General features: G+C 67.2%; 11 protein-coding genes and 1 pseudogene. 4 read left to right on the top strand and 8 right to left on the bottom strand.

Going from position 1 to position 22,823, the window contains the following annotated elements; translation table 11 throughout:
• Positions 1 to 47: 47 nt before the first annotated feature.
• The 7 genes from brxD to pglW form a co-directional block, all read right to left on the bottom strand.
• Positions 48 to 1,328, bottom strand: coding sequence for a BREX system ATP-binding protein BrxD (brxD, locus tag ACWDTS_RS05890; protein ID WP_450108479.1), 1,281 nt, complete (start codon positions 1,326 to 1,328; stop codon positions 48 to 50).
• Positions 1,325 to 3,982: a BREX-2 system phosphatase PglZ gene (gene pglZ / locus ACWDTS_RS05885; protein WP_450117781.1), complete on the bottom strand. Its 2,658-nt coding sequence runs from the start codon at positions 3,980 to 3,982 to the stop codon at positions 1,325 to 1,327. Before pglZ ends, brxD begins: the two co-directional genes overlap by 4 nt.
• Positions 3,979 to 7,677, bottom strand: a complete 3,699-nt coding sequence (locus ACWDTS_RS05880; protein ID WP_450117780.1) for a DUF6079 family protein — start codon at positions 7,675 to 7,677, stop codon at positions 3,979 to 3,981. Before ACWDTS_RS05880 ends, pglZ begins: the two co-directional genes overlap by 4 nt.
• A gap of 123 nt (positions 7,678 to 7,800) precedes the next feature.
• Complete coding sequence (locus tag ACWDTS_RS05875; RefSeq protein ID WP_450117779.1) at positions 7,801 to 8,163, bottom strand: hypothetical protein; 363 nt, start codon at positions 8,161 to 8,163, stop codon at positions 7,801 to 7,803.
• The gene (locus ACWDTS_RS05870) at positions 8,160 to 8,636 is read right to left on the bottom strand and encodes a hypothetical protein (protein ID WP_450117778.1); all 477 of its coding nucleotides are present in this window, start codon (positions 8,634 to 8,636) and stop codon (positions 8,160 to 8,162) included. Before ACWDTS_RS05870 ends, ACWDTS_RS05875 begins: the two co-directional genes overlap by 4 nt.
• A 924-nt stretch (positions 8,637 to 9,560) precedes the next feature.
• Positions 9,561 to 13,154 (bottom strand): BREX-2 system adenine-specific DNA-methyltransferase PglX, encoded by a 3,594-nt coding sequence (pglX, locus tag ACWDTS_RS05865; protein WP_450117777.1) that lies wholly within the window; start codon positions 13,152 to 13,154, stop codon positions 9,561 to 9,563.
• Entirely contained in the window at positions 13,154 to 17,362 is a 4,209-nt protein-coding gene (pglW, locus tag ACWDTS_RS05860) for a BREX system serine/threonine kinase PglW (protein ID WP_450117776.1), read from the bottom strand. The genes pglX and pglW overlap by 1 nt, the downstream gene beginning before the upstream one ends.
• Positions 17,363 to 17,735: 373 nt before the next feature.
• Here pglW and ACWDTS_RS05855 point away from each other — a divergent pair, with 373 nt between their 5' ends.
• Complete coding sequence (locus tag ACWDTS_RS05855) at positions 17,736 to 18,131, top strand: VOC family protein (RefSeq protein WP_450108472.1); 396 nt, start codon at positions 17,736 to 17,738, stop codon at positions 18,129 to 18,131.
• Between the two features lie 61 nt (positions 18,132 to 18,192).
• On the opposite strand, the pseudogene ACWDTS_RS05850 reads toward ACWDTS_RS05855, so the two are convergent.
• Positions 18,193 to 18,483 (bottom strand): annotated as a pseudogene (locus ACWDTS_RS05850) (DEAD/DEAH box helicase); the annotation flags it as partial.
• 113 nt (positions 18,484 to 18,596) lie between these two features.
• On the opposite strand from ACWDTS_RS05850, the gene ACWDTS_RS05845 reads away from it, so the two are divergent.
• From ACWDTS_RS05845 to ACWDTS_RS05835, 3 genes are all read left to right on the top strand, one after another.
• The gene (locus ACWDTS_RS05845; protein ID WP_450108471.1) at positions 18,597 to 18,848 is read left to right on the top strand and encodes a toxin HicA; all 252 of its coding nucleotides are present in this window, start codon (positions 18,597 to 18,599) and stop codon (positions 18,846 to 18,848) included.
• On the top strand, positions 18,845 to 19,180 hold the full coding sequence (locus tag ACWDTS_RS05840) for a type II toxin-antitoxin system HicB family antitoxin (protein ID WP_450108470.1): 336 nt from the start codon (positions 18,845 to 18,847) through the stop codon (positions 19,178 to 19,180). Before ACWDTS_RS05845 ends, ACWDTS_RS05840 begins: the two co-directional genes overlap by 4 nt.
• 421 nt (positions 19,181 to 19,601) lie before the next feature.
• Complete coding sequence (locus tag ACWDTS_RS05835) at positions 19,602 to 22,823, top strand: DEAD/DEAH box helicase (protein WP_450117775.1); 3,222 nt, start codon at positions 19,602 to 19,604, stop codon at positions 22,821 to 22,823.

Below are 22,823 nucleotides of genomic sequence, written 5' to 3'. Positions count from 1 at the left end.
CTGCTGTCAAACCGATGGATACCCCGATCGCAGAAGCTTGAGGGGTACTAGAGATCCAGCTCGACGTCGTCGGCGCTGACTGCCTCCCGCTCGGCTGCGGACATCTCCGATGCAGCAATCTTCACGTCGTAGTCGGTGTACGGGTCGAAGTCCGGGTGCAGTTCGATGACGTCGAGCACGTCGACGAGTTTCCGTAGGAAGAGTCGTGGCGCGATCCCGACCCGTCCGCCGAGCCCCCCGGCGACCGCGGCAGCGAAGCGGCGCAGGAATTCGTCGTCGGCGGTTGCGCGGACCCGCTCTGCAGAGTCGATTCCGCTGCAGAACAATTCGCGTACCCGTCCACCTAGTTCGACGAGCCGGTCCAGATCGAAGCCGGTGAGGCGCAGTTGCGGTGCGCGGGGGTTGTCGAAGCGCGGGTCGCGGGAGAAGTCGGTGTGCAACCGGTCCGCGAGCGGCGGCAGCAACTGGATGCCCTGTCGGCCCTCGAAGAACGCGGGGGTTCCGGTGATGAGCAGGTACAGGCCTGGGAAGTGCCCGTCGTGTACCTCGTCGACGAGTTGCCGCAACGCGTTCAATGCCTTCGCGCGGGCATCGGACCGGACACGTTGCAGCGTTTCGACCTCGTCGAGCACCAGCAGCAGCCCGGCGTTGCCGGCGTCGGCGAGCACCGCGAGCAGTCCACGGAGAAAGCCGAGGGCGAGGAAATGATCGAGGTCGCCCTTGATGCCGGCGCGGCGTTTGACCGCCGCCGCCACGTGCGGTTGCCCACCGAGCCACGCCACGAGGCCGTCGGCCCCATCGTTGTCGCCGTCGGCGAGCATCCGCCGGTACGCGCGGATTGCCATGGGGAACACCGGTGCTCGGGTGGCGACGTCGGCGAGGCGGCGTTCGAGCAGGTCGTCGACGGTCACGCCCTGCTGCGCGGCGTCGTCCTCGATGGTGAACAGCCACGCGTCGAGGATCGGTCGCAGCGCGGACGGCGGGACCGATGCGGTGCGCAGCGACTCGATGCTGCGCCGATACACCGTTTCGAGTTTGTGCAGCGGCGTGTCGATCTCGTTGATCTGCACCTCCGCGACCGCGAACCCGCGCTTCATGGCGCGGTCGGCGAGCCAGCGGGCGAAGAACGTCTTGCCGGAGCCGTAATCGCCGCGCACCGCCTTGAACATGGCGCCGCCCCCGGCGACCACCGACAGTTCCGTGTCGAGTTCGGTTTCGAAACGTCCCAGCCCGACGGCCAACTGGTCGAGACCGTTGGACGGGACGGTGCCGCGGCGCAGCGCGTCGAGGATCTCCCGGCGTCGACGCGGCGAAACCGGCGCTGTCACGAGCCGATCCCGAACTGCTCCCGCAATGCCGCTTCGTCGAGCCCGACGACGCCGCCGTCGAGCAGCAGCACCTCGTAGCCTTCGACGTCGAGCACCCGCTTGATCTGCAGCAGCGCACCGCCGACGCGGGCCGGGGCGATGCCGAGCAGGCTGGCAGCCTGTGCGGTGGTCAGTTCCCGTGCCGGTGCCGCGAGCAGCGCGGTAAGCAGCGCCCGGATCTGCTCGGGCTGCACCACTATTCGTCCGGCAAGCCGCTTCTGGTCGGCGAATACCGCGGTCGCGATCACCTGGTTGGCGAGGTTCACGGTGACGGGGGCCGGATCGTCGGCGTCGAACAGGGTGGGCGCCGCCTGTTTCGCGGGCGCAGGCGCCACCGGCGCCTCACCGAGTGCTGCGATCTGCACGGGCGCATACCACCACCGCGGTTCGACAGGATCGAGTTCGGTGAGGGTGGCCGGCCGTTCCCCGGTGTGGAATGCGAGTACCGGCACGAGCACTTCGGCGGGTGCGGCTCCGCCGTGGTAGCCGGCGTTCACCGGCCCGTAGCGGACGGTCTCGTCGACCGCGAGCACCACCGTGTTGCTGTCGGTCAGCACCCGCGGGCCGCGGACCACGATCTCCCCGTCCTCGACGTGCGCGAGGTCGCCGTGTGCACGCTGGCCGTAGAGGTTCGCGCGGTCACGTTTGGCGCTGGTGCGCCGTTCGATGATGTGGCCGTGATCGGACGTGACGATCACTGCGCGCCCGGCGCGCTGCGCGGCCTGCAACAACGCCCGCAGATGGGTGATGGTGCCGAGGCCCCAATCGGTTCCGCCCGGATCGGTGTGGTGAAGGGTGTCGTCGACGAAATTGAGCACCGCCGCGACGAGCGGCCGGCCGGCGGTGTCGGCGATCGCGTTGGCGACTTCGGTGGCCAGGTCCGCGCCCGCGGGCACGGTGTCGAGCGCCTTCTTGTGGAAGATCGGGTCGACACGGCCGGGTGCTGCTTCGAGTCCCGCCGCGCGCAGCGCGTCGAGAAATCCGGCACGTTCGGCTGCGTCGTTGCCTTCGCGCAGGTCACCGGTCAGCAGCGAGCAGCGGCTTCGTTGCGTGAGTGTGGGCAGCACCGCCAGCGCGGCGGTTCGACGGGAGTTGCCGAGCACCGCGGCTTCGCTCCATCCGGTTTCGGCTGCGGCGGCGGCGATATCGGTGGACGCAGCGATCGACAGTGCGTCGACGACGACCAGCAACGTGGGTCGGGCTTTGGCCAGTGGCAGCACGACGGTGCGCAGCAACTGTTCGACGACCGGCCCGGTGGGCTGCGGCGTGTCGGCGAGCACCGCCGCGAATCGGCGGTCGTGTCCGCGACGCCGCGCCGTGACGAGGTCGATGACGCGGGTGATGGCGTCGGCGAGCGCGCGATGGTCGGTGCCGCGGTGCGCGGCGGCCAGGGCGGCGTCGACCCAGCCGTCCCCGTCGACGTATCGCCGGGCGTGAGCGTCCAGGCCGCCGGTGGAAGGGGTGTCGACGGCGAGCCAGCGCAGCAACCGCACGGCGGCTTCGGCGGCCCGGTAGGACGACGAGGTACGCGCGGACAGGTGCCGGAGCGTCTGCTGCCACGCCGACTCGACGCTGTCGAGTCCGCCTTGTTTCGGTCCGAACTCGGGGTCACCGGGAAGAGCCACCTCGATGGCGTTGGCAAGCGCGTCGAGTCGGGCGGTAAGGCCCTGTGGGAGCAGTTCGGAGCGGCCCGCGAGACCGTCGATTCCGAGTTCACGCGCATGCGTGGCCGCGGAATCGAGTACGGCGCGTCTTTCGCTGTCGGTGAGAGTGCCGATCACGAGGCCGGACGAGTCGTCGTGCCAGGCGGCCAGGTCCTCGTTCGAAAGACCGGTCAGCCCGTAACGACCGAGAAACAGACCGCGGGCGAGGTCGCTGCCGGGATCGGTGAACAGGCCGGCGAGCAACCCGAGCGGGACCAGGTCGGCGATGCGCTGGCCTTTGAGCAGTGCGGCAACAGGTTTGGCGAGACGTCCGGCGCGTTCAGCGATCCACGCGGTGGTCGCGGCGACGAGTTCGGCGCCGCCGTCGGTGCGCAGCCGGTCGAATTCGGCGGTGACGCCGGGCCGGCGACTCCATTCGAGGACGACGAGGGTGTCGACCTCGGTAGCGGGGTCGTCGGTCATCGCCAGCGCGCCACGCGCAACGGCTGACATCGCGTGCGCGCGGGTGAGGACCCCGCCCGGCGCGGGAGTGACCGCGGCCGTGGGGATCGCGGCGAGCAACCCCATCGCGAGAGCACGATCGTTGGCCACCCGGTAGAGGGCGGGTTCGACGGTGGTCGCCGAGAACATGGACCGCAACGCATCCCACGGGTCGGGGCTGATGAGGCGGCCGTCGAGGAAATGCGCGAGCACCCCGACGCCGAGGTCCGACTCCTCGATGGGGGTGAGCACGACGAGCCACTCATCGTGGTTGCGCTGTTCGAGCGCCTCCCACACCGCGAAAGTCGACGGGCACGGCACGACCGTGACGGGCACGCCGTCGTGTACGAACGTGCCACCGTCCCATTTCGGGGTGGCGCGCAGCCCGAGGACTCCGTTCCGGTACCGCTTCTCGACGGCTTTCGCGAGCTTGGCTGCGATGATGGGGCGGGTCGCGGTGAGGGTGCTCACTCGACCCACCACTTCACGCGCAGACCCGGCCCGTGTTTGGCGAATTCCTTGCGCAGCCTTTCTGTGACAGCAGCGACTGCGCGCTCCTCATCGAGGAGGATCACGGTGTCCGGATCGGTGTTCACTTTCTTGCCCGGCGGAAGTGGCGGCGGCGGAGGCGGAGGCGGAGGCGGATTGTTCCCGACCACCCACTCCACCAGGCGGGTTTCCGAATCGTTGAGTTCCGCCGATAGCGATATACCAGGGGTCGCGACCAGCTCGCGCAGCTTCTTCAGAATGACGCGCGCGGATTCGCCTCGCTCGCCACCGGTTTCGGCACCGTCGAGGAGACTCCCGACCAGCTTCCACTGGAAGGTACGCAGCGCCGCTGCGTCCTGTCCGGCTTCGGAACGCAGATTCCCTGCGGTCGGTAGTTCCACCGGTAGCTCAACCGTAGCCAGCAAATCGATGAGCGCGACGTTTCCGGATGTCACTGCCATCTTTTCGAGGAATTCGAGGAGAGCACGAGCGGCGCCGAGTCGGTCGGTCGTCGTGGTATCCAGGCCCAGCACGCGGTGTGCATCTGCGAGCCGTTCCACCAGTTGCCGCAGCTCCGAAGTCCGCTCCCCCGCCTTGATCCGCACCTGCTGGGCGAAGTCGGCGACGTTCGCGCCGGTGAGATAGGTGCGCGGGATGGTGTAGCCGAACAGCTGGGTGGCGGCGAGTCGAGCGGCGTCCCAGGCCTTCTGCTCGGGCAGTTCCTCGGCGCGCAGTTCGACGCTCTCGCGCATCCGTCCCAGGGCCGGGGCCGGGACCGGGGAACCGGCCTCGAACCAGGCGCGTTTGCGGAGCAACGCCCAGGCCGCGACGATCAGGTCGCGGGCCTCGGGCCGCAGCCCCCATGCAGGGCTGACCGTGTCGATACGGCGTTGCAGCACACCGACAGTCACGCGGTCGGTGTCGGCTGCGGCTCGGTCGAGTTCTCCGGCCCAGAACGCGAAGGTGTCTTCCCCGAAGAGGAAGTGGTCTTCGGTGGCCTTGCCGACCTTCAGCGGTGCGGCGACACGCTGCGCGATCTTGCGTTCGGCGCCGGCGGTGGGGACCCGGCCCTGCCGGTCGGCGACGGCTTGTTCGACGAAACCGCGGACGATTTCGTAGTGGCGGGCGGTGATCTCCTCGTCCGGGTTGGGGAACTGCGGGTGGTTCGGGTACAGCGCAGCGAAAGCCTGGTCGATGACCTTGTTGAAGGCGTCCTCGAGGTTCCGCGCGGTGGGCAGCTTGGGGCTGAAGTCCTTGCTGAGCGAGACGAGGATCTCGGTGTGGCCGGGATCGTCGATGAATCGCTTCGGATCGGGCGCTTCGATGCCGTAGGCCTGTTCGAGCAGTCGCTCGAACGAGTGAAGCGTGCCGCGGTACAGGTTTTCGAGGATGCCTCGGGCCTGCGCGCGATCCGAGGGGGACAGGTGATCGGTGTTCTCCTGCCAGCGGTCGCCGGTGCCGGTGAACAACCAGTCGAGCTTGACCAGTAGTGCAAGGTCCTGCAGTGCTTCATCGGAGAAGAATTTCGGCAGCCACACGATGGTGTGGCGGTCGCCGTCGGCGAGGAGCCTGTCGATGCGGGCGATGTCGTCGGCGGCGGAGAAGTTCTGTTCGTCGAACGGGTAGTCGACGACGAGCCGCCACGTGCCGGGACGGTTGTCGAAGTTCTGTTCGGGCACCGATGAGGCGTCGCGGACGTTGCCGAACACGACGTCGACCTCGCGGCGGGATCCGCGCCAGATCACTGTGCGGGTGGCGCCACCGGCGAGGTCGTCCTGCTTGCTGTCGACGCCGAGCGCCTTGTGCACGAGGGTGCGGATGAGCACCTTGCGTTTGCCGAGGTTGTCTTCTCCGCGGATGCGTTCGAGCACCGAGTTGTAGTCGACGTTGGCGAGCTGCACCCGGATGATCGGGTTGGTGCCCTCGGAGACGGTGATCTCGGGGACGTCCTTGGCCCATTCCCGGACGACGCCGAGGACGACGCGGGCTTCGCCGCCCTTCATGCGGGTCTTGATCGAGCCGTGGTTGAGGGCGGCGAGGCGGGATGCGGTGAGGTCGCGCAGCGCCGGAACCTTGGGGGCGATCGCCGAGAGCAAGAGCGTCTTGGCGATGCGGTCGTGTGCGCGGAACCCAGCAGGCACCGACTCGGGGTCCGTTTCGAGCTGCTCAGCGGTCACCTGATGGCGGGCGAGCAGCAACGGCAGCAGCTTGTCCTTGTAGAGGTTGGCGGCGGCGGTGAACAGGGTGCCGGCGACGCCGTCGATGGGGTCTTCACCGTCGACGATGGGGCCGAAGGCGTCGCCGACGGGAATGAGGTCGGCGGTGGTGAGTGTGTCGCGCCGTTCGACGAGCATGCGCTGCATGACCTTCAGGGCGGTGCGGTCGCGCTGCATCACCGATGCCAGTTCCCGCAGGGTCGCCACGAGCGCCGGGGAGAACGGGTAGGTGAGCCGGAATTCGTGTTCGGAGGCGCCGCGATAGTCCTCGGTGGTGTTCATCGAGTCGCGCAGCACGTCCCACACCTCGGGGCTGCGGGTGACCGAACGGAACGCGTCGTCGAGGACCTGCCGTGCCTGGTCGTCCTTCGGCTGCAGCAGCCGAACGTTCGCGACTTCGGCGAGGTTGTCGTTGCCGAGTTCGATGGTGCGGAACCGTCCCTGCTGGTACTGCAGGGCACGGTCGGTCGCTTCCTGCTCGGAGCCGGAGGCGCCGGCGTCGGCGAGCCATTTGCGCAGGTCCATCTGACGGGAGATGAACGAGATCAGCGGGATCGGTCGGGGGTTGCCGGCGGCTTCGACGAGTTTGGTGATCTTCTGCGATTCGCGGCCGAAGAACTCGTTGCTGCGGACCGAGAAGATCAGCCACAGGATCAGCTCGTCCAGGAACAGCACCACCGCGTCGTAGCCGAGGGACTTGGCGTGTTCGGACAACACGGCGAGGCCGCGGTCGATGTCGATGTAGTCGGCTTGTTCGACGAAGGACGAGAAGTAGCTGCGCACCAGTGCGGACACCAGTTCCTTGCGCAGTTCGCTCTCGGCCGGGGCGGCCAGGGCGCTCTGGTACCGGTCGAGGGTCCAGCCGTCCCCGAGCACCCCACCCCAGCCGTCGTCGGCGGCGGTGTCCGAGTCGCCGCCGAGCCCGGCGAGGAATTGCTCGTCGCCGATGCGTTCGCGCAGGTTCTCGGCGTCGGCGAGCAGCGAATCCGAGACGTGCAGGGCAGGCAACGGCGATTCCGGGTGCAGCCGGGCAATCTGGCGCACGTACCCCTGGAAGATGGCCTGTTCGAGGGATTTCGCACCGATTAGGTGGTACGTGAGGCGCAGGATCCTCTTGCCGGCGAGTTCGCCGTCGTAGCGACCGGTGAGGTCGCGAAACCGGTCGACGCGCAGTGCCGGATGGTTGCCGAGCAGCGCGTAGAGCACGGCCATGAAATGCGACTTACCCGAACCGAACGAACCGGCGAGGTAGGCGCCACGCGAGGTGTTCTTCTTGATCGCATCCGCGATGAGCGCGATTGCGGAGGCGAAGTTGTCCTTGAGCGAGTCGGTGAGGACGTAGGCGTCGAGGGTGGCACGGATGTGCGCGTCGTCGTCGGTGCTGTCGGTCAACCGCAGCACATAGTCGTCCGCGCCGATACGTTCGGGAATGTCGATGACGTCCCGCAGCAGGATGCTCACGCGCGACCTGCCCTCCTTCGTGGTCCTCGTGACGCAGCGACCCCGAAGCGAGGTCGCTGCATGATCCATCCTGCCAAAGAACTGCGACAGCTCGAGCCTCACCCACCTCGGCGTGCCGTGTCCTCAGTCCGTTTCCTTCGGATGTCCTGGCTCGCACCGTTCGAGCAGTACGCGGCCGGCGATCTTGTCACCCTTGGGAGCCGGATCGAGGAAGAACCAGATACGCCCACCATCGGTCACCTTGTATTGGTAACGGGCAAAGTTCCGTCCGCCGTACGTGCCGTAGGCGTACTCCCCCTTCAGCTGATACAACCGCGGTGTCTGCACCGTCGGCTCCCGCGTGAGTGTGTCCCATGCATCGACGGTCGCGTTGCGGGCTGTCGCCACCAGATCGGTCCAGCCCTTCTGCGCATCACGCGTGGCAAACACCAGTTGCCACTCCACGCGCTTGATCGGGCGAGGGACTGCTTCCCCCTTCTTGCTCACGCGGAATGATCCGGACGTGCGACCACCTCTGCAATGTCGAGGTACTCCAGGTCCGAACCATCTGCAGTGAGGCTGGGATCTGCGTACGCCTCCGCGGTCGCCTTCCACGCTTCGAGCAGGATCGCGAGCCGGTCGAAGCGGGCCACGGCGATGCACGCTCGCGCCGTGTCCTGGAACTCGGCGACGAACTCCGCATGCAGGGACTTCGGCAGCAGGCCGACCCACGGCAATACGACGGAGAGCCGAGTGGCGATCCGATCGAGCGCCGCCTCGTCGAGGGACGCCGCGAAGAGTTGCCCGACCACACCGAGGGTGTTCAACTCTGTCCGGCTCGCGGATTCCTCGGTCAACCGCAACGAGGGCGCATTGCGTCGCGTGAGCACCACTTCGCCGGCGTCCTCGAGGACGCCCAGAACTTCCTTCGGCGCCCGAAGGAACTCGGAAAACGTGGCGGTGGCAGGCGACTTGCTCATACCCACCATTACATCAGAACTAGTTCAGATATTCCACGGCCGGGCGCGCACTGCACACTCGCAACACGAACGCGTGTTCGAGTTGACGCTTCGCGGCCCTCGTGGGACCATCCCTGCACCGACCTGAATACAGGTCGACCCCGGAAGGTGCTACCAACACCGACCGGGGTCTGGGCACAAGACAGAGAGTGACTGTCATGCACCGTAGGGTGGATTCTATCCACACGCCCCGCAGAGGCGTACATCAGCAACGAGCCGCGAGCGCGTTCCGCCCCGGCCGACACTTCCCCTGGTCGCCAGGTCCCCTTCCGACGTCGTGACGTTCCGGCCTCTCGATCCCGCAACCCGCGGTCCGATCGAGGGGCTCGAGATGTTTCCTCGCCTGTCTCGGCGTGCGCGCGGGCCGTTCCGGTAACCACGGCACACCGACGGTGGGTGTCGTCGCTCGTCTCCCACAGTCCGACGTCAGCGCATCGACGCTGCGAACCGGGGTGCCATTCCCACGGTTCGAAACCGACTGGGCACCAGTAACCCTCGTCTCCACAGCTGGTGGTGGAGCACCTGATCGAACGGGTCGACACGAACGGTCAGGTCCAGTACAAGCCGCACGTCCTCCGCGACGTGGGGCCAGAAGTGCTGGCCGAGATGGTCTATCGGGGCATGGCGACCGGGCAGCGTTGGGGAAGGGGCCGAAGACTCAGGGACCCGAAGGGTCTCCGATCGGTTGAACGCAGCCGCCCGCAGGGCGCCCTCTTCACGAGGCTCTTCCCCGACCACCTCGAAAGCCGCGGTGGGCAAATCGAGTCCGTCCCCACCACCAGCACAGCACACATCGCCGCGCCGACCGAGCGAACGCGCGCGGCCACGATATGCGAGCGTGTCGGCCCGCGCCCTCCGCACATCGGGCGCGGGCCGACAGCCACCTCAAGCCGGATCGGACTCCTTCGTGGACTTCTTGGCGGTGCGACGTCCCCGGGTCGGGGCCGGAGGACGCCACGCGGCAAGGTCATCGGTCGTGACACCCAGCTCAGCGCTGTGAGAGCGAAGAACTTCCTCGATGGTGTCGGCGACGGATTCGCCATACTCCGGATCGATCTCGCCGTGCCACTGCCGCACCCACGGCAACAGTTCCGCCAGGCCCGCCAGCATCGGAATCAGCTTCTCCGGGCTTGTCTGGTCCCAGCCATCGACAGTGACACGCTCGTCCACCAGCCCCGCCAAAGCCAACGCCTGTTCGGCGTGGTCCCAGCCCGCCCAGCCGAGCAACATCGTCGGGTCGGTGTCGCGGTTCGCGTTCGGATACGAGATGAATCGTTCCTTCGGCACATCGAGCTTGCCGCGCCGCGACCAGTACGAACTCTTCACGAAATCGGCAGGCTTGTACTTCGGCGGAACCGGAATCGGGGCGTCCAGCGTCTCCCCCGCATCCTCGCGGCGCTGAAGATCCCAGGTGTGTTCCCACGCTTCACGTTTGATCAGGCCTGACGGCTTGTAGCGCAGCGCCGCAAGGTAAGGCACGCCCTCTTCGTCGAGGAGCTTCGCAAGCGCGGTGCCGGTGGACACGTCGGCGTTGCCGGCCCACAAGCGCAACACTCGCCGGAAATCCTCATCGCGGTCGAGCTTGTCGGCGAGTTGAGCGACGCTGCGGGGGGTGGGATGCCCGTCCTCGAACCACAGATTGCGGTTCTCGATGCGATTCAACAGCCAGTCACGCAACGCGTCCGTGACGCGCTTGTCCCACGGTTCTGTCGCCCACCGCCGCTTGTATTCAGGCTTCTCCAACAACCGGATATGGGGGTTCGACGCGATAACGTCGAGGCGACGCTGGACCAAGTCGCGATAGTCGGCAGGCAGATGAGCAGGGATCTCAGTAGTCGGGGTGTAGTTATGATTGTGATGGGTAAACCATGTCGTATCTTCTGATCCTGCAACGACCCGACGGGCCAAGTCGATCGCGAAAGCACGCTCCTCTGAACGAATTTCCGGAACTTCCCCACCATAGGTAAGGTCCTCGTCGATCAGGCCATAGAGGCGATAGCACTCCCAGTCGAGTTCCTCCTGATGTGCGACCATTAGCGCTCGAGTCCGGTTGAACGCCGCAAGAGCATCATTCAGCAGCTCGGCCGAGGGAACCATGTTCGTGGCGATAGCGGTCGGGGTACTGCCAGCGAGTTGCCGGGCAAGGACATCTATCGTGCGCGCGCGAATTAGCGAATAAGACGACGGGAGTGGAAAGTCCTTGAGGGTCGTTCCGGTGAACTCGTAACTCTCACGCCATGCTTCCCCTCTCGCCGCGTATCCTGCATCTACGCGCGCCCCGCCACCCTCACCTTTGTTGTGACTGTTCTGCTTGAGCCAGAAGCACGCCACCGAGCTGTTCAGCACGCCGAGAAGCCGCAGGTGGTCGTCCTCGGTCGCCCCCTCCGGCAACTTGATCACCGGCGCGGATTGCTTGAACACCTTGCCGCCGCGGTCCAGGACGAAATGGTTGTGGGTCGCGACGAAGGCAAAGGTGATCAGTCGGTCAGCAACTGAGAAATCCTTATGCAGATGGCCGTATTCGGTCCACACCTGCCCCCGTTGGTCTTTTGTCTTACCGAACCACAAGTAGTTCCGAACCGATGTTCTGAACGGCCACAAATCGGCCGGGGTCTGATAGTCATCGGTGACCGCGTACACACCGTCAACCAATTCATAAGGCCAGTAGCGGTAATATCCCGAGGTAATCGAGAAATCCCGCACGACATCACCGTCGACGAATACACGCTTCGGCAACTGCGTCCGGGACGGAAGTTCGTACGGCTCTTCCTCACCTACAACCGCATACACGCCGATTGCTGTGCTATCGCCCAGTCGGGCTACCGAGCCTGCATCCAGGGCCTGACTTAGTTCCGGCGCACCGCCACCTGCAAGACTCCAGGGATGCTCTCGCAGCATCGCCCGGTCGAGTTCTGCGACGCTGATCCACCCATTGTCGAAGCCCGGCTCATCCACATGTTCAACGATCGCCGACCACACGACCCCGTTCGCGGGCTCATCCGGCCGTCCCGGCTCACCGCGCACGCCCAGTACTGCACGAACCGTGTCCCCCAACGGCGCACGATTGCGACCCACCAGAATCACCGTCGGCGTGCCGTGCCCGGGAATATAGGCTCCCGACGTGTCGATGACCCGATTGAGATCTCGCTTCGAGAGGAACTCCTCGATGAGCTTGGACCCGAACTCACGCTTCATGAACGAGTTCGAAGTGATCTGCCCGACCCATCCGGTCTTGCTGGAAGAACCGTTTTTCGCGAGGTCGAAGAACAATTCCATGAACGGCACCGTCAACGCGTACTTACCGTGGCACGTAGGGTACAGCTCGCGGTAGGTCTTGTTTAGCGCCTTGTCTTTCACCTGGATATACGGCGGATTACCCACCACCACATCATGTTCCCGCTGCAGGATCGCCTTCAACGCGTCCGCGTTCTCGGTCGCATACGCCATCTGCTCCTGGCCAGTGGACCACAGGTCGTCGCTGATCGCCTGCTGTCGCGCACCCCACAGCAGCGAGTCGCCCGCCGCGAGGTTCAGTTCGATGTCGATGAGTTTCTCGATCGACTTGTCCCCGCTCGCATCCAACGCCGCCACCATCAGCCGGAAGCGCGCGATCGCGACTGCGAACGGGTTGATGTCCACCCCATACACCGAACCGAGCGCCTTCTGCACCAGCACGCGCGGACCCAGACCCGGCGCCTCCCGCTGCCACCGGTCGAGCAGCCGGTGGAACGCACCGAGGAGGAAGTGCCCCGACCCGCAGGTCGGGTCGATCACCGTGAAGCCCTCCAACGGCCGTTCGGCGAGCGCCGGCTCCAGGGTCTGGTCGAGGATGAACTCCTCCACGAACTCCGGGGTCTGCAGCAGCGCGTACGTCTTCTTCGCGAACTCCGACAGATCCTGATAGACGTCACCGAGGAATCGGGTGTCCACGCCGACGAAGCTCCACAGCGGCTCACCGGAAGCGTCCTTGTCCCACCAGAATTCGAGCAGCCCGCGGGCCGCGTCACCCGAGGGGGCCACCTGGTGCAGCGGCGAATAGTCGTCGACGAGGCCGCGGGTGGCTTCCATCTTCGCGAAATGCTCGATGATCGTTTCGAGCCACTCACGGTCGGTGTGTTCGGGGAATTCCGTGAAATAGGCGCGGCGGGCATCGAGGGCCTGCTGGCGAGCGTCGGCGTTCGGGCCGCCGATCCACGCCTTCGACACCAGCGCATGGTCCTCGCAGTAGCGGGCGAACACGGTGAGCAGCACCCACGCCACCGCGGCCTGTGTGACGCGTTCGTCGCGCCACGCCTGCCACGACGCCGCGGTGCGCTGCGCCGTCAGCGCCGCGGTGTGCTCGGCGCGCCAGCGTTCCCCCACACCCGCCTGCCGGGCATCGACATCCGCACCGTCGACACGCGCCCGCAGATCGTCCTCGAGGACGGTGACCTGCTTACGCAGCGCCTTCACCAACTCGGTTGCGGAAAAGTCCGCCATCACACCTTCTCGCTCTCCACAGCCTCGGTCTTCCCGACCGAGTACGTCACAAACTGCCCACCCGGCGAACCCAACTGGATCGGCTCACCATCGACCATCGCGCCGCGCTGCCCACGCATCTGCGGCAACACCACCCACACCGGACGCCGACGCGGGGCCGACAGGTCGGCCAGCCGCGCCACCAGGTCGAGGTAGCCGTATCGGGCCAGCGGCGACAACTCGGTGAGAACCAGCGGCGTCGCCGGCGCACCGTCGCCGAACGCCTGCGCCTCGATGCGGGCACACACCCGGGGCATCACCTGATCGAGCACCGCGCGCAGGCCCCGCGCATCGCGAGTGCCGGCCTCGGCGGCGTCGGCGCTGCGGATCAGATCCCACGACACGCCTCTCTCGGCGGCGAACCCGCGCATCGCCTCGACGATCTCGCCGGTCACATCCACCAGGTCGGCGCTGTGGGTGGCGACCAGTTCTTCCGCGACCTTCAGATGATCGCCGGGGCGATGCACCGTCACACCGAACGCGAGGAACCCGTTCTCCCGCAACGACGTCGCGACCAGCGAGCCGCGCGCCGCGCCCACCGAGGCCGGAGTGGATCCGGTGTCGCCGGCGGGGCCGGTGTAGGTGGCGGTTCGGGTCTTCAGGCTGGTTTCGCTGGGCGGCGTGGCCTGCTCGTAGCGGTAGCCGGTGCCGTCCCAGGTCAATCCGAGTCCGGCGCGGTCGATGTGTGCGTCGAGGGCCGGGCGGCCGGGCAGGCGATCGAGTTCCGGGAACCGGGCCGCGACACGCGCCCGGACCTCGATGGGCGAGAGCGCCTCGGTCTGCGCGAGGCCGGACAGTGCGATGCGCAGCGCGTCGGACGGGCCGAGATTCCGGCGGTGCAGCTCGCCACGACCCGACACTGCCGCGTGCTTGGAGATGGCTGCGGCCAGGCGGATCAAGCGTGCATCCGACGGAAGCGGCACCTGCACATCCGGTCCCGCAGCACCCTTGTAGGCGCGAGTGAAGGCCGCGCGCAGGTCGCGGCCGGCGGTGCTGACGCGCACCACCTCGGATGCCGGGGTGGATTCCATCAGTTCGTCGGCGCGACGCCCGGCCGCTTCGGCGCCGGCGAGCAGCAATTCGTCCTCGGCGATGAGGGCGAGCCGTCCGGCGTGACGCCGCCGCACCCAACGGCGGGTGCCTTCGGCGGTCTCGTGCTCGGTGAGCCGGTCCAGGGCCGCGCGCAACAGGCCCGCGGCGGCGCGCTCGGCGAGACGCGGCGCCACCGCATCGGACGCCGCAGCCGGCGGTTGCGGCAGCCGCCCACGGATCTCGGCGGTGAGGGTGGACACGGCCACCACTCCACCAGAATCGTGCAGCACCTGCTCCACGAGGGCGATCAGTTCGTCGAGCAGTTCACGGGTGGCGGGGTTCTCCGCCCAGTCGGCCTGCAGTTCCTTCAGGAGCTGGTGGCCGCGCGGGCCGGTCTTCTTCAGCGCGGACGCCAGTTCGTTGCCGGACGCGAACGCGTCGAGGGTGCCGGTGGCGCCGAGCAGCAGTTCCGCGGCCTGACGTCGGGTGCTGGTGCGGCCGGTCGCGACGGCGGACAGCAGCAGGGCGACGGCGTCGTCGAGACCGAGCAGCCCCTGGGTGCTCACGGGTTTCGTTGTCGACCGGCCGAATTCCTTGACCCAGGCGCGGTGCCGGTCGCGGATCTCGGTGCGGGTGGCTTTCGCTTCCTTCGCGACGAGCCGGTTGAGGCGGGTGGAGTCGAGCGCCACCAGCTCTCCGACCGTGGTCACCTGCGCGGCCGCGAGGGCCGATACCGCGCGGGCACTCAAGCCGGCCGCGACGAGAGCCGTGGCGGCCTCCACCTTCTTCACCGGCTCGGGGGTCGCGTCGAGGTCGGTGAACGCTCGCCGCCATGCGCGCAGCATGTCTTCGGCGGTGTCGGGGCGGGCGGCGGCGTCGCGGGACAGCGCCGACGTGAAGAACGCGGTGAGCGCGGCGGCGACCGGCGCCTCGAACATGGCCGGATCGACGGTGACGTCGTCGTCGACGGTGGCCGGGTTCGCCTGCGGGTCGGGTCCGTACTGTGGGGCGGTGCCGGTGGCCATCTCGAACAGCACCACCGCGGCGCCGTAGCGTTCGGCGGCGGTGTCGTACTGGCGGCGACCGCCGGTGCCGAGGAAGGGGTCCAGATAGGGCGGGGTACCGGCCTCGATGTTGCGCGGGTCCACCCCGGCCATCGAGAAGTCGAACAACCGCAGGTGCGTGTCGGCACGCGAACTCGTCTGGTGCACACCGAGATTCGACGGCTTGAGATCACGGTGGGTGACGCCGGCGCGTTCGAGGGCGATCAACGCCTGCAGCAGGTCGGTGCCCCAGCGTTCGAGCAGGTCGATCGACAGCCGACCGCCCTTGGCCGCCAGTTCCTCGGCGAGAGTGGTGCGGCCCGCATCGTGCACCACCAGGGCGGTGCGTCCGCCGACGTTCTCTTCGGAGGCGAGCTGGACGATGCGCGGATCGTCGAGTTTGGCGAGCACCTGCGCTTCGGCGTGCAGCCGGGCGGCGGCCTCGTCGTCGCGGGCGACCTTGAGAACCCGCTCGTGGTCGCCGGCCTTGCGGTCGACCACGAGGATGCCCACCGCGGTGGAGCCGGCACCGAGGCGGCGCTTGTAGACGAATCGGCCGTCGCCCAGTTCGTCGCCGGGTTTCGCTTCGAGCGGGTCGGTTTCGCCTTCCGCGCGGAACAGGTCGCCACGGACCTGTTCGAGACGTTCGAGCAACTCGGCGACGGTGGCGATGCGCTCCGCGGGGCTGGGGTCGGTGGCGTCGAGGACGAGTTGTCGCAGCACCGACGGCACCTGCGGCAGTTCCACGGCCAGATCGAGACCGCCGTCGCGGCGCAGCCGGTCGAGCAGCTCGCCGCGTTCGGTGGCCGGGGACACCCCTCCGCTGAGCAGATAGAACGCCAGCGCGCCGAGTCCGAAGACGTCCATGCGTGCCGGGTCTGCGGGGCTGGTGCCCTCCGGCGCGGCGAACAGGCGAGCCTGGTCGCTGAGCGCCCCGGCCATCAGGCTCAGCGGCCCGGCGGACAGGCGGGTGACGCCGGTTTCGGCGTTGGCGGGCAGTACCCCGGCGGTGTCCCAGTCGGTGACCTGCGGCTGCGGACCGGCGGCGCGGTCGCGCACGACGACCGCGCGCGGATTCAGGGTGCGGTGCACCACTCGATGCCGGTGCGCGTAGTGGACGATCTCGGCGATCTCGGCGATGAGCTCGAGTTGCTGCTCGAGGGTGAGCGCGGTCCGGTGGTCGGCGAGCCACAGGTCCAGCCGCAGTTCGTCCTTGGACTGCAGGAACACCAGGCCGATGCCGAGTTCCTTGTCCTTGACGACATCGACGGGCACCTGCAGGCCGTCGTGCTTGAGCCGCGACAGCAGCTTGTATTCGTGTTCGACGCCGCGCGCCCGGGCGTGCTCCTCGGCGGAGGTCGCGCCGGGTTTGGGCAGGTAGAAGCGGATACGCGCCTGCCGCTCCATGTCGACGTGGTGGAACGCGGGCCAGTCCTGCCAGCCTTCGCCATCGCCGAGGGGCTGTTCGTCGATCACCCACGAGCCGAGTTCCCGCTGCCGGCGCGGGGCGAGGCCGATCGCGGTCATCAGATCGCGGATCAGCAGGGATTTCTCCTCGCTGACCGGCTCGTGCTTCGACGGCGCCAGCAGGCGCTCGCCGATGCCGGGCAGTCCGCTGCGGCGTTCGTTGCCGTCGAGGCCGTACAGGTTGATCGCGGAGCTGGCCGGCAGCGCACACTGAAGGTCGGGGTGGTGCAGGAACACCAGTTCCTGCACGAACGGGATGACGCCCTTGAGGTTCTTCTTCCCAGTCTTCTCCGCCAAGCGGTCCTTGAGCAGCGACGAGAAGTACTGGGCCTTCTTGCGGGTGAGCAGCAGCGGCGAGTCCTCGGACCGATATCCGCCGCGGCTCCACACGTGGTCGTTGCCGCGCAGCGTGCCGCTGTAGTACTTGAGCTCGATCAGGTAGAGGGTGTCGCGGCTCAGGACGAGCAGGTCCACCTCGTGCCAGCGACCACGGTTGTCGCGGAACTCGAAGTTGGACCACGCCCGGAACGGCGGGGCGTCCGGCAGCAGATTCTTGACGAAGTCGAGGCCGAGCTTTTCGTGCTCGAACTGCGAGGGGCTGATCTCGACCCAGCGGTCGCTCTGCACCGCGCTCCCACCCCTATCCGTCCGATCGTTTACGTCCGTCACAACTTACCCGGCCGCACCCCGGCGGGGCGCCTCGCCATACCGGACGGCCGCGGCGGATTCGGCCTGCTCCACAACCCGACGACGTTCCGGGACTACTACCGCAGGTCCATTGCGGTCGACACCGGCCCCGAACTGCTCGCGTAGCTCGCAACGGATCGACCCGTTGATGTTGCGGTGCACCATGAAGCAGGTCGAGGTCGATCTGTCGGACAAGCAGGAACAGGTCCTCCAGCCAAGGGAGGAGTTCCGAGCCCTCTTCACCTGATGCGCGCCGAGCTCCGGGACTCGGGTCCTACGATGACAAAGGGGCCTAGAGACGGAGGTACCTGCCGTGCCTTTCCCTGCACTCACGCACGTCGCCGTGACAGTGTCCGATCTTGCTGCCAGTACCGCGTGGTACTCCCGCCTCTTCGATGCCGAACCCGTGCTCGACGAGGACGACGAATCCGGCACTTTCCATCACGTGGTCTTCGCAGTCGACGGTGGCACACTGTTCGGGCTGCACACCCACCCCGGTTCGCCGCCGCAGAACACATTCGACGAACGGAACGTCGGCCTCGACCACATCGCCTTCGGATGTACGGCGAGCGATCTGGTGAAATGGCGTGATCGGCTCGACAGTTTGGGAATCGCGCACGGAGACATCAAGAACGCCCGATACGGTTCGGGGCTCTCCTTCCGTGATCCCGACAACATCGCGCTCGAATTCTTCGCGCCCCCGAATTGATCGCGAGCTTCCGGCGGCGAGTCCCGTCGCCGTGCCACACCGCGGCGGTGCGGCCGAGTCACTGGGCGTAGTCGTGCAGGCGTGGCTGCAGATTGTTCAACAGCGCGCACAGCGGACACACGTACAGGACGGACACGCCCTGCCAGTCCTGGTCGACCATCGCAGACAGCAGCGGGAATGCGGCGACCTCGGTCTTGCCGCCAGCGGTGGGGGCGAGCACGAGCGCGTCATCGCCGGCAAGGATCGGCACGTCCGCGGCAGCCTGCGTGGGCCGGAGCCCGTTCCAGCACAACGTGTTCGCGAGGTGGTACCGGACTCCCGGATGTAGAAGGGCGAAGGCGTCGTCGGTCACGAATCGAGCCACTCGGTCACGTACTGGTCGGGTACTCCGTCGATCATTCGCTGCCAAAAGAGCAGAGCAAATTCCCGACCCGGGAATGCTAGCGCATGCGCTAGCATCAAGGAGTGACCAAGGCCGACAAGATTCGCGCGGCGATCGCACGCAATCCGCAGGGGGTGCGCTACGACGACTTGTATCGACTGTGTGTCGAGGTCTTCGGTCAGCCGCGGCAGGACGGGACCAGCCACGCTGTGTTTCGAACGCCGTGGCCTGGCGACCCGCGGGTGAACATCCAGCGCGGGAAGCACGGGGAAGCAAAGCCGTACCAGGTCAAGCAGGTCCTTGCCGCGATCGAGAAGATGAAGGAGGACTCATGAATCGACCGGATGCACGTCACTACAGCTACCGGGTGCAGTGGTCACCGGATGACGGCGAACACGTCGCGACCGTCCTGGAATTCCCGAGCCTGTCCTGGCTCGACGAAGATCAGGGCCGAGCGTTGGAAGGTCTCGTTCAGCTCGTCGACGGCGTCATCGACGACCTGATCGCCAGCGGGGAGAATGTGCCCGAGCCGTTCTCGGAACGTTCCTACAGTGGCACGATCTATGTCCGCACCTCGGCCGAACTGCATCGACGGCTCGCGATGGAGGCTGCGGAACGGCACGTGTCCCTCAACCAACTTGCGGTGCAGCGTCTAACCAGCGCGTAGCGTGTCGGACCGCTCGTATGAGAACGGAAGACCCGTCTGCATGACGTCGAAGTGCACCGGCAATGCCGGAAACTGCGAACGCCTACCCTCCTTGCCGGCCAACACCGACAACTCTGTCAAGAAGCCGGTCTCACCGAGCCCGCCGCCGTCATCGCAGCCATGGCCGTGGGACTCGTCGCAGACGTCTGGCGCAACGGGCCTGTCGAAGCCATGCACGGCAGCCCGCGCGGACCGACTGACACGACGATGTTTGCCGAATCGACCGACCTGCACGCACACGCCGTGAAAGCCCTCACCTCACCCAACCGCGTAGACGGGTTGCTCAACTTCGAACGGCACCTCGTCCGTCACAACTTTCCCGGCCGCACATTCCCGGCCGCAGATCGGCTGATGCGGAGCCGTGGCCATACACTGTCCACTCATGTCCTCGCTGCGCCGATTCGATCTCCTCGTCCAGTCGATGGCAGCGACGGTCGGGGCGGCCACCTACCAGCGCGGTGCGCGATACGCCCGCGACGGCGCCGTGCTGAGCTGCAACTTTCTCGACGACGAGCTGTGTGTGGTGGGTGAGGTCGCGGGCAGCGAGGTCTACGAGACCGAAGCGGTCTTCCGGACCGGCCCGCGGGGCCCCGAGTTCGAGTACGGCGAGTGCAGCTGCCCGGTGGGATTCAATTGCAAACACACGGTGGCGCTGGTGCTCGCGTTCGTCGCGACGTCGACGGTCGTCACCCCGGCCAAACCGGCGTGGGAGCACGCCCTCGACACGATCGTCGGTGCCGAGGACGCCGAGGGCGGTGATCCGTTGGCGTTGCAGTTGGGGTTGTCCATACCGGCCGGCTTCGCGACGCCGACGCTGACTGCCCGGCTGCAGCGGCCGGGCCGCACCGGGTGGGTAGCCGGGAACCTGTCGTGGTCGACCCTGCGCTACACCCATGACGTGAACCGCCGGCACCAGCGGTTGCTGCTCGAGCTGGCGGCGCTGGCGCAGTCGTCGTCGCAGACCTATTACATCCCCAACGCCACCGCCACCCTCGACCTGTCCGGCATGTCGCCGCGACTGTGGTCGCTGCTCGACGATGCGCTCGCTCTCGGGATCGAACTGCGGTACGCCCGCAAATCGCTCGGCGCGGTGCCGCCACCGACTGCGGCGGAGGTATGCGTCGACCTGGCGGACACCGGCGCCGGCCTCTCCGTAACCCCCACGGTACGGGTCGACGGCGACGACCTGCCCGCCACGGTAGTGGGGTTCCTCGGCGAACCGGCGCACGGCGTGATCTTCCTGCGGCCCGGCGACCGCGCCGGGTCCGGGCCGGCCGAATGGCCGTTCCGGATCGCGCGGCTGCGCGGCAGCGCCCCCGCCGGGATACAGCGGTTGCTGCTGGACAACGCGGCGGTGACGGTACCCGCCGATCAGATGCCCCGCTTCGCGGCGACCTACTATCCGCGGTTGCAGCGGGCCGCGTCGGTCACCTCCGCGGACGGCTCGTTCACCGCCCCAACGGTGAGCGGCCCCCGACTCGTCCTGCACGTGGCCTATCGCGCCGGGCACCGCGCCGACCTGCGCTGGCAGGTCCTCTACACGATCGGCGACGCCGAGCACGCCGTGGAGTTGTACGACGGGCACGGCGATGCGGTCCGCGACGGCGAGGCCGAGGACCTGCTCCTGGCCGAGATCCGTCCGGTGGTCTCACCGTTCGGGCTGGACAATCACCTCGACGGCCGGTTGCTGTCGCACGCGACCCTCAGCGGGTTCGACACCGCCCGTTTCGCCACCGAATTGCTGCCGCTGCTGTCCGGCCGCGACGACGTCGAGGTGCGGGTCGACGGCACCCCCGCCGCCTATCGCGACGTGAGCGACGATCTGCGGATCGGACTGTCCACCAAGGCAACCGGGGACGCAGACTGGTTCGACCTCGACATCACCGTGACGATCGACGACCGGACGGTCCCGTTCCGGGACCTGTTCACCGCGCTGAACGACGGCGCCACGCACCTGCTGTTACCCGACGGTGCCTATTTGGCGTTGGACAAACCCGAGTTGCAGCAGCTACGCCGACTCGTCGACGAGGCTCGCGCACTGCACGACGCCGACCCGGATCGGTTGCGGCTGAGCAGGTTCCAGGCGGGTATCTGGGAGGAGCTGGCGGCACTCGGCGTCGTCGATCGGCAGGCCGCCGCTTGGAGGAAGCAGGTTCAGGGCCTGCTCGACGTGAGGGCGACCACGAAGACCCGTGCGCCGAAGGAACTTCTGGCGACGCTGCGGCCGTATCAGCTGGACGGATTCCGCTGGCTGGCGTTCCTGTGGACGCACAACCTCGGCGGGATTCTCGCCGACGACATGGGTCTCGGCAAGACCCTGCAGTCGCTCGCGTTGATCTGCCACGCCCGGACGAATCGCCCCACAGATGCGCCGGCGCTCATCGTCGCGCCCACCTCGGTGGTGTCGAACTGGGCGGCCGAGGCACGGCGCTTCACGCCTCATCTGAACGTCGTCGCGATCACCGAGACGTCCGGCAAACGCGGTGTGGGACTGGGTGAGCTGCTCGACGGCATCGACGTGGTCGTCACGTCCTATACGCTGCTGCGCCTGGATATCGACGACTACCTCGAGCGCGACTGGTCGATGCTACTGCTCGACGAAGCACAGTTCGTCAAGAACCATCGGGCCAAGGCATATCAGTGTGTGCGACAGGTCGAGGCGCCGCTGAAGGTCGCGATCACCGGCACCCCGATGGAGAACAACCTGATGGAACTGTGGTCGCTGCTGTCGATCACCGCGCCCGGATTGTTCCCGAACCCGACGAAGTTCCAGGACTACTACCGCAAACCCATCGAGAGCGGCACCAGCCCCGAACTGCTTGCGCAGCTGCGGCAGCGGATCCGGCCGCTGATGCTGCGTCGCACCAAGGAGCAGGTCGCCACCGATCTTCCGGCCAAGCAGGAACAGGTGCTCGAGGTGGAGCTCTCGCCCAAACACCGCACCCTCTACGACCGGCAGCTGCAACGCGAGAGGCAGAAGATCCTCGGACTCGTCGACGACCTGGACCGCAACCGCATCACGATCTTGAGGTCGCTGACGGTGCTGCGGCAGATGAGTCTGGACGCGGCCCTGTGCGACGACGCGCACGCGAAGATCGGGTCCGCGAAGATCGACGCGCTGCTCGAGCAGCTCGACGACGTGATCGCCGGTGGGCACCGCGCGTTGGTGTTCAGCCAGTTCACCGGGTTCCTCGACCGGGTCCGTGCCCGGCTCGACGCCGCCGGCATCGAGTACTTGTATCTCGACGGCAAGACCAAGCAGCGCGGAAATCTGCTCGGCGAGTTCAAATCCGGCACGGCACCGGTGTTCCTCATCAGCCTGAAGGCCGGCGGATTCGGTCTGAACCTGGTGGAGGCCGACTACTGCTTCCTGCTCGACCCGTGGTGGAATCCCGCGGCCGAGGCCCAGGCGATCGACCGCACCCACCGGATCGGGCAGACCCGCAACGTGATGGTGTACCGGTTGATCGCCCGCGACACCATCGAAGAGAAGGTGCGGGCGCTGCAGCTCCGCAAGTCGGAGTTGTTCTCGTCCGTCGTCGACGACGGCGAGATGTTCTCCTCGGCCCTCACGGCCGACGACATCCGCGCGCTGTTGGCGTGA

The sequence above is a fragment of the Rhodococcus sp. NPDC003383 genome, from assembly GCF_053589115.1.
The sequence above is the reverse complement of the archived record's forward strand: the minus strand, read 5'-3'. Positions and strand labels throughout refer to the sequence as shown.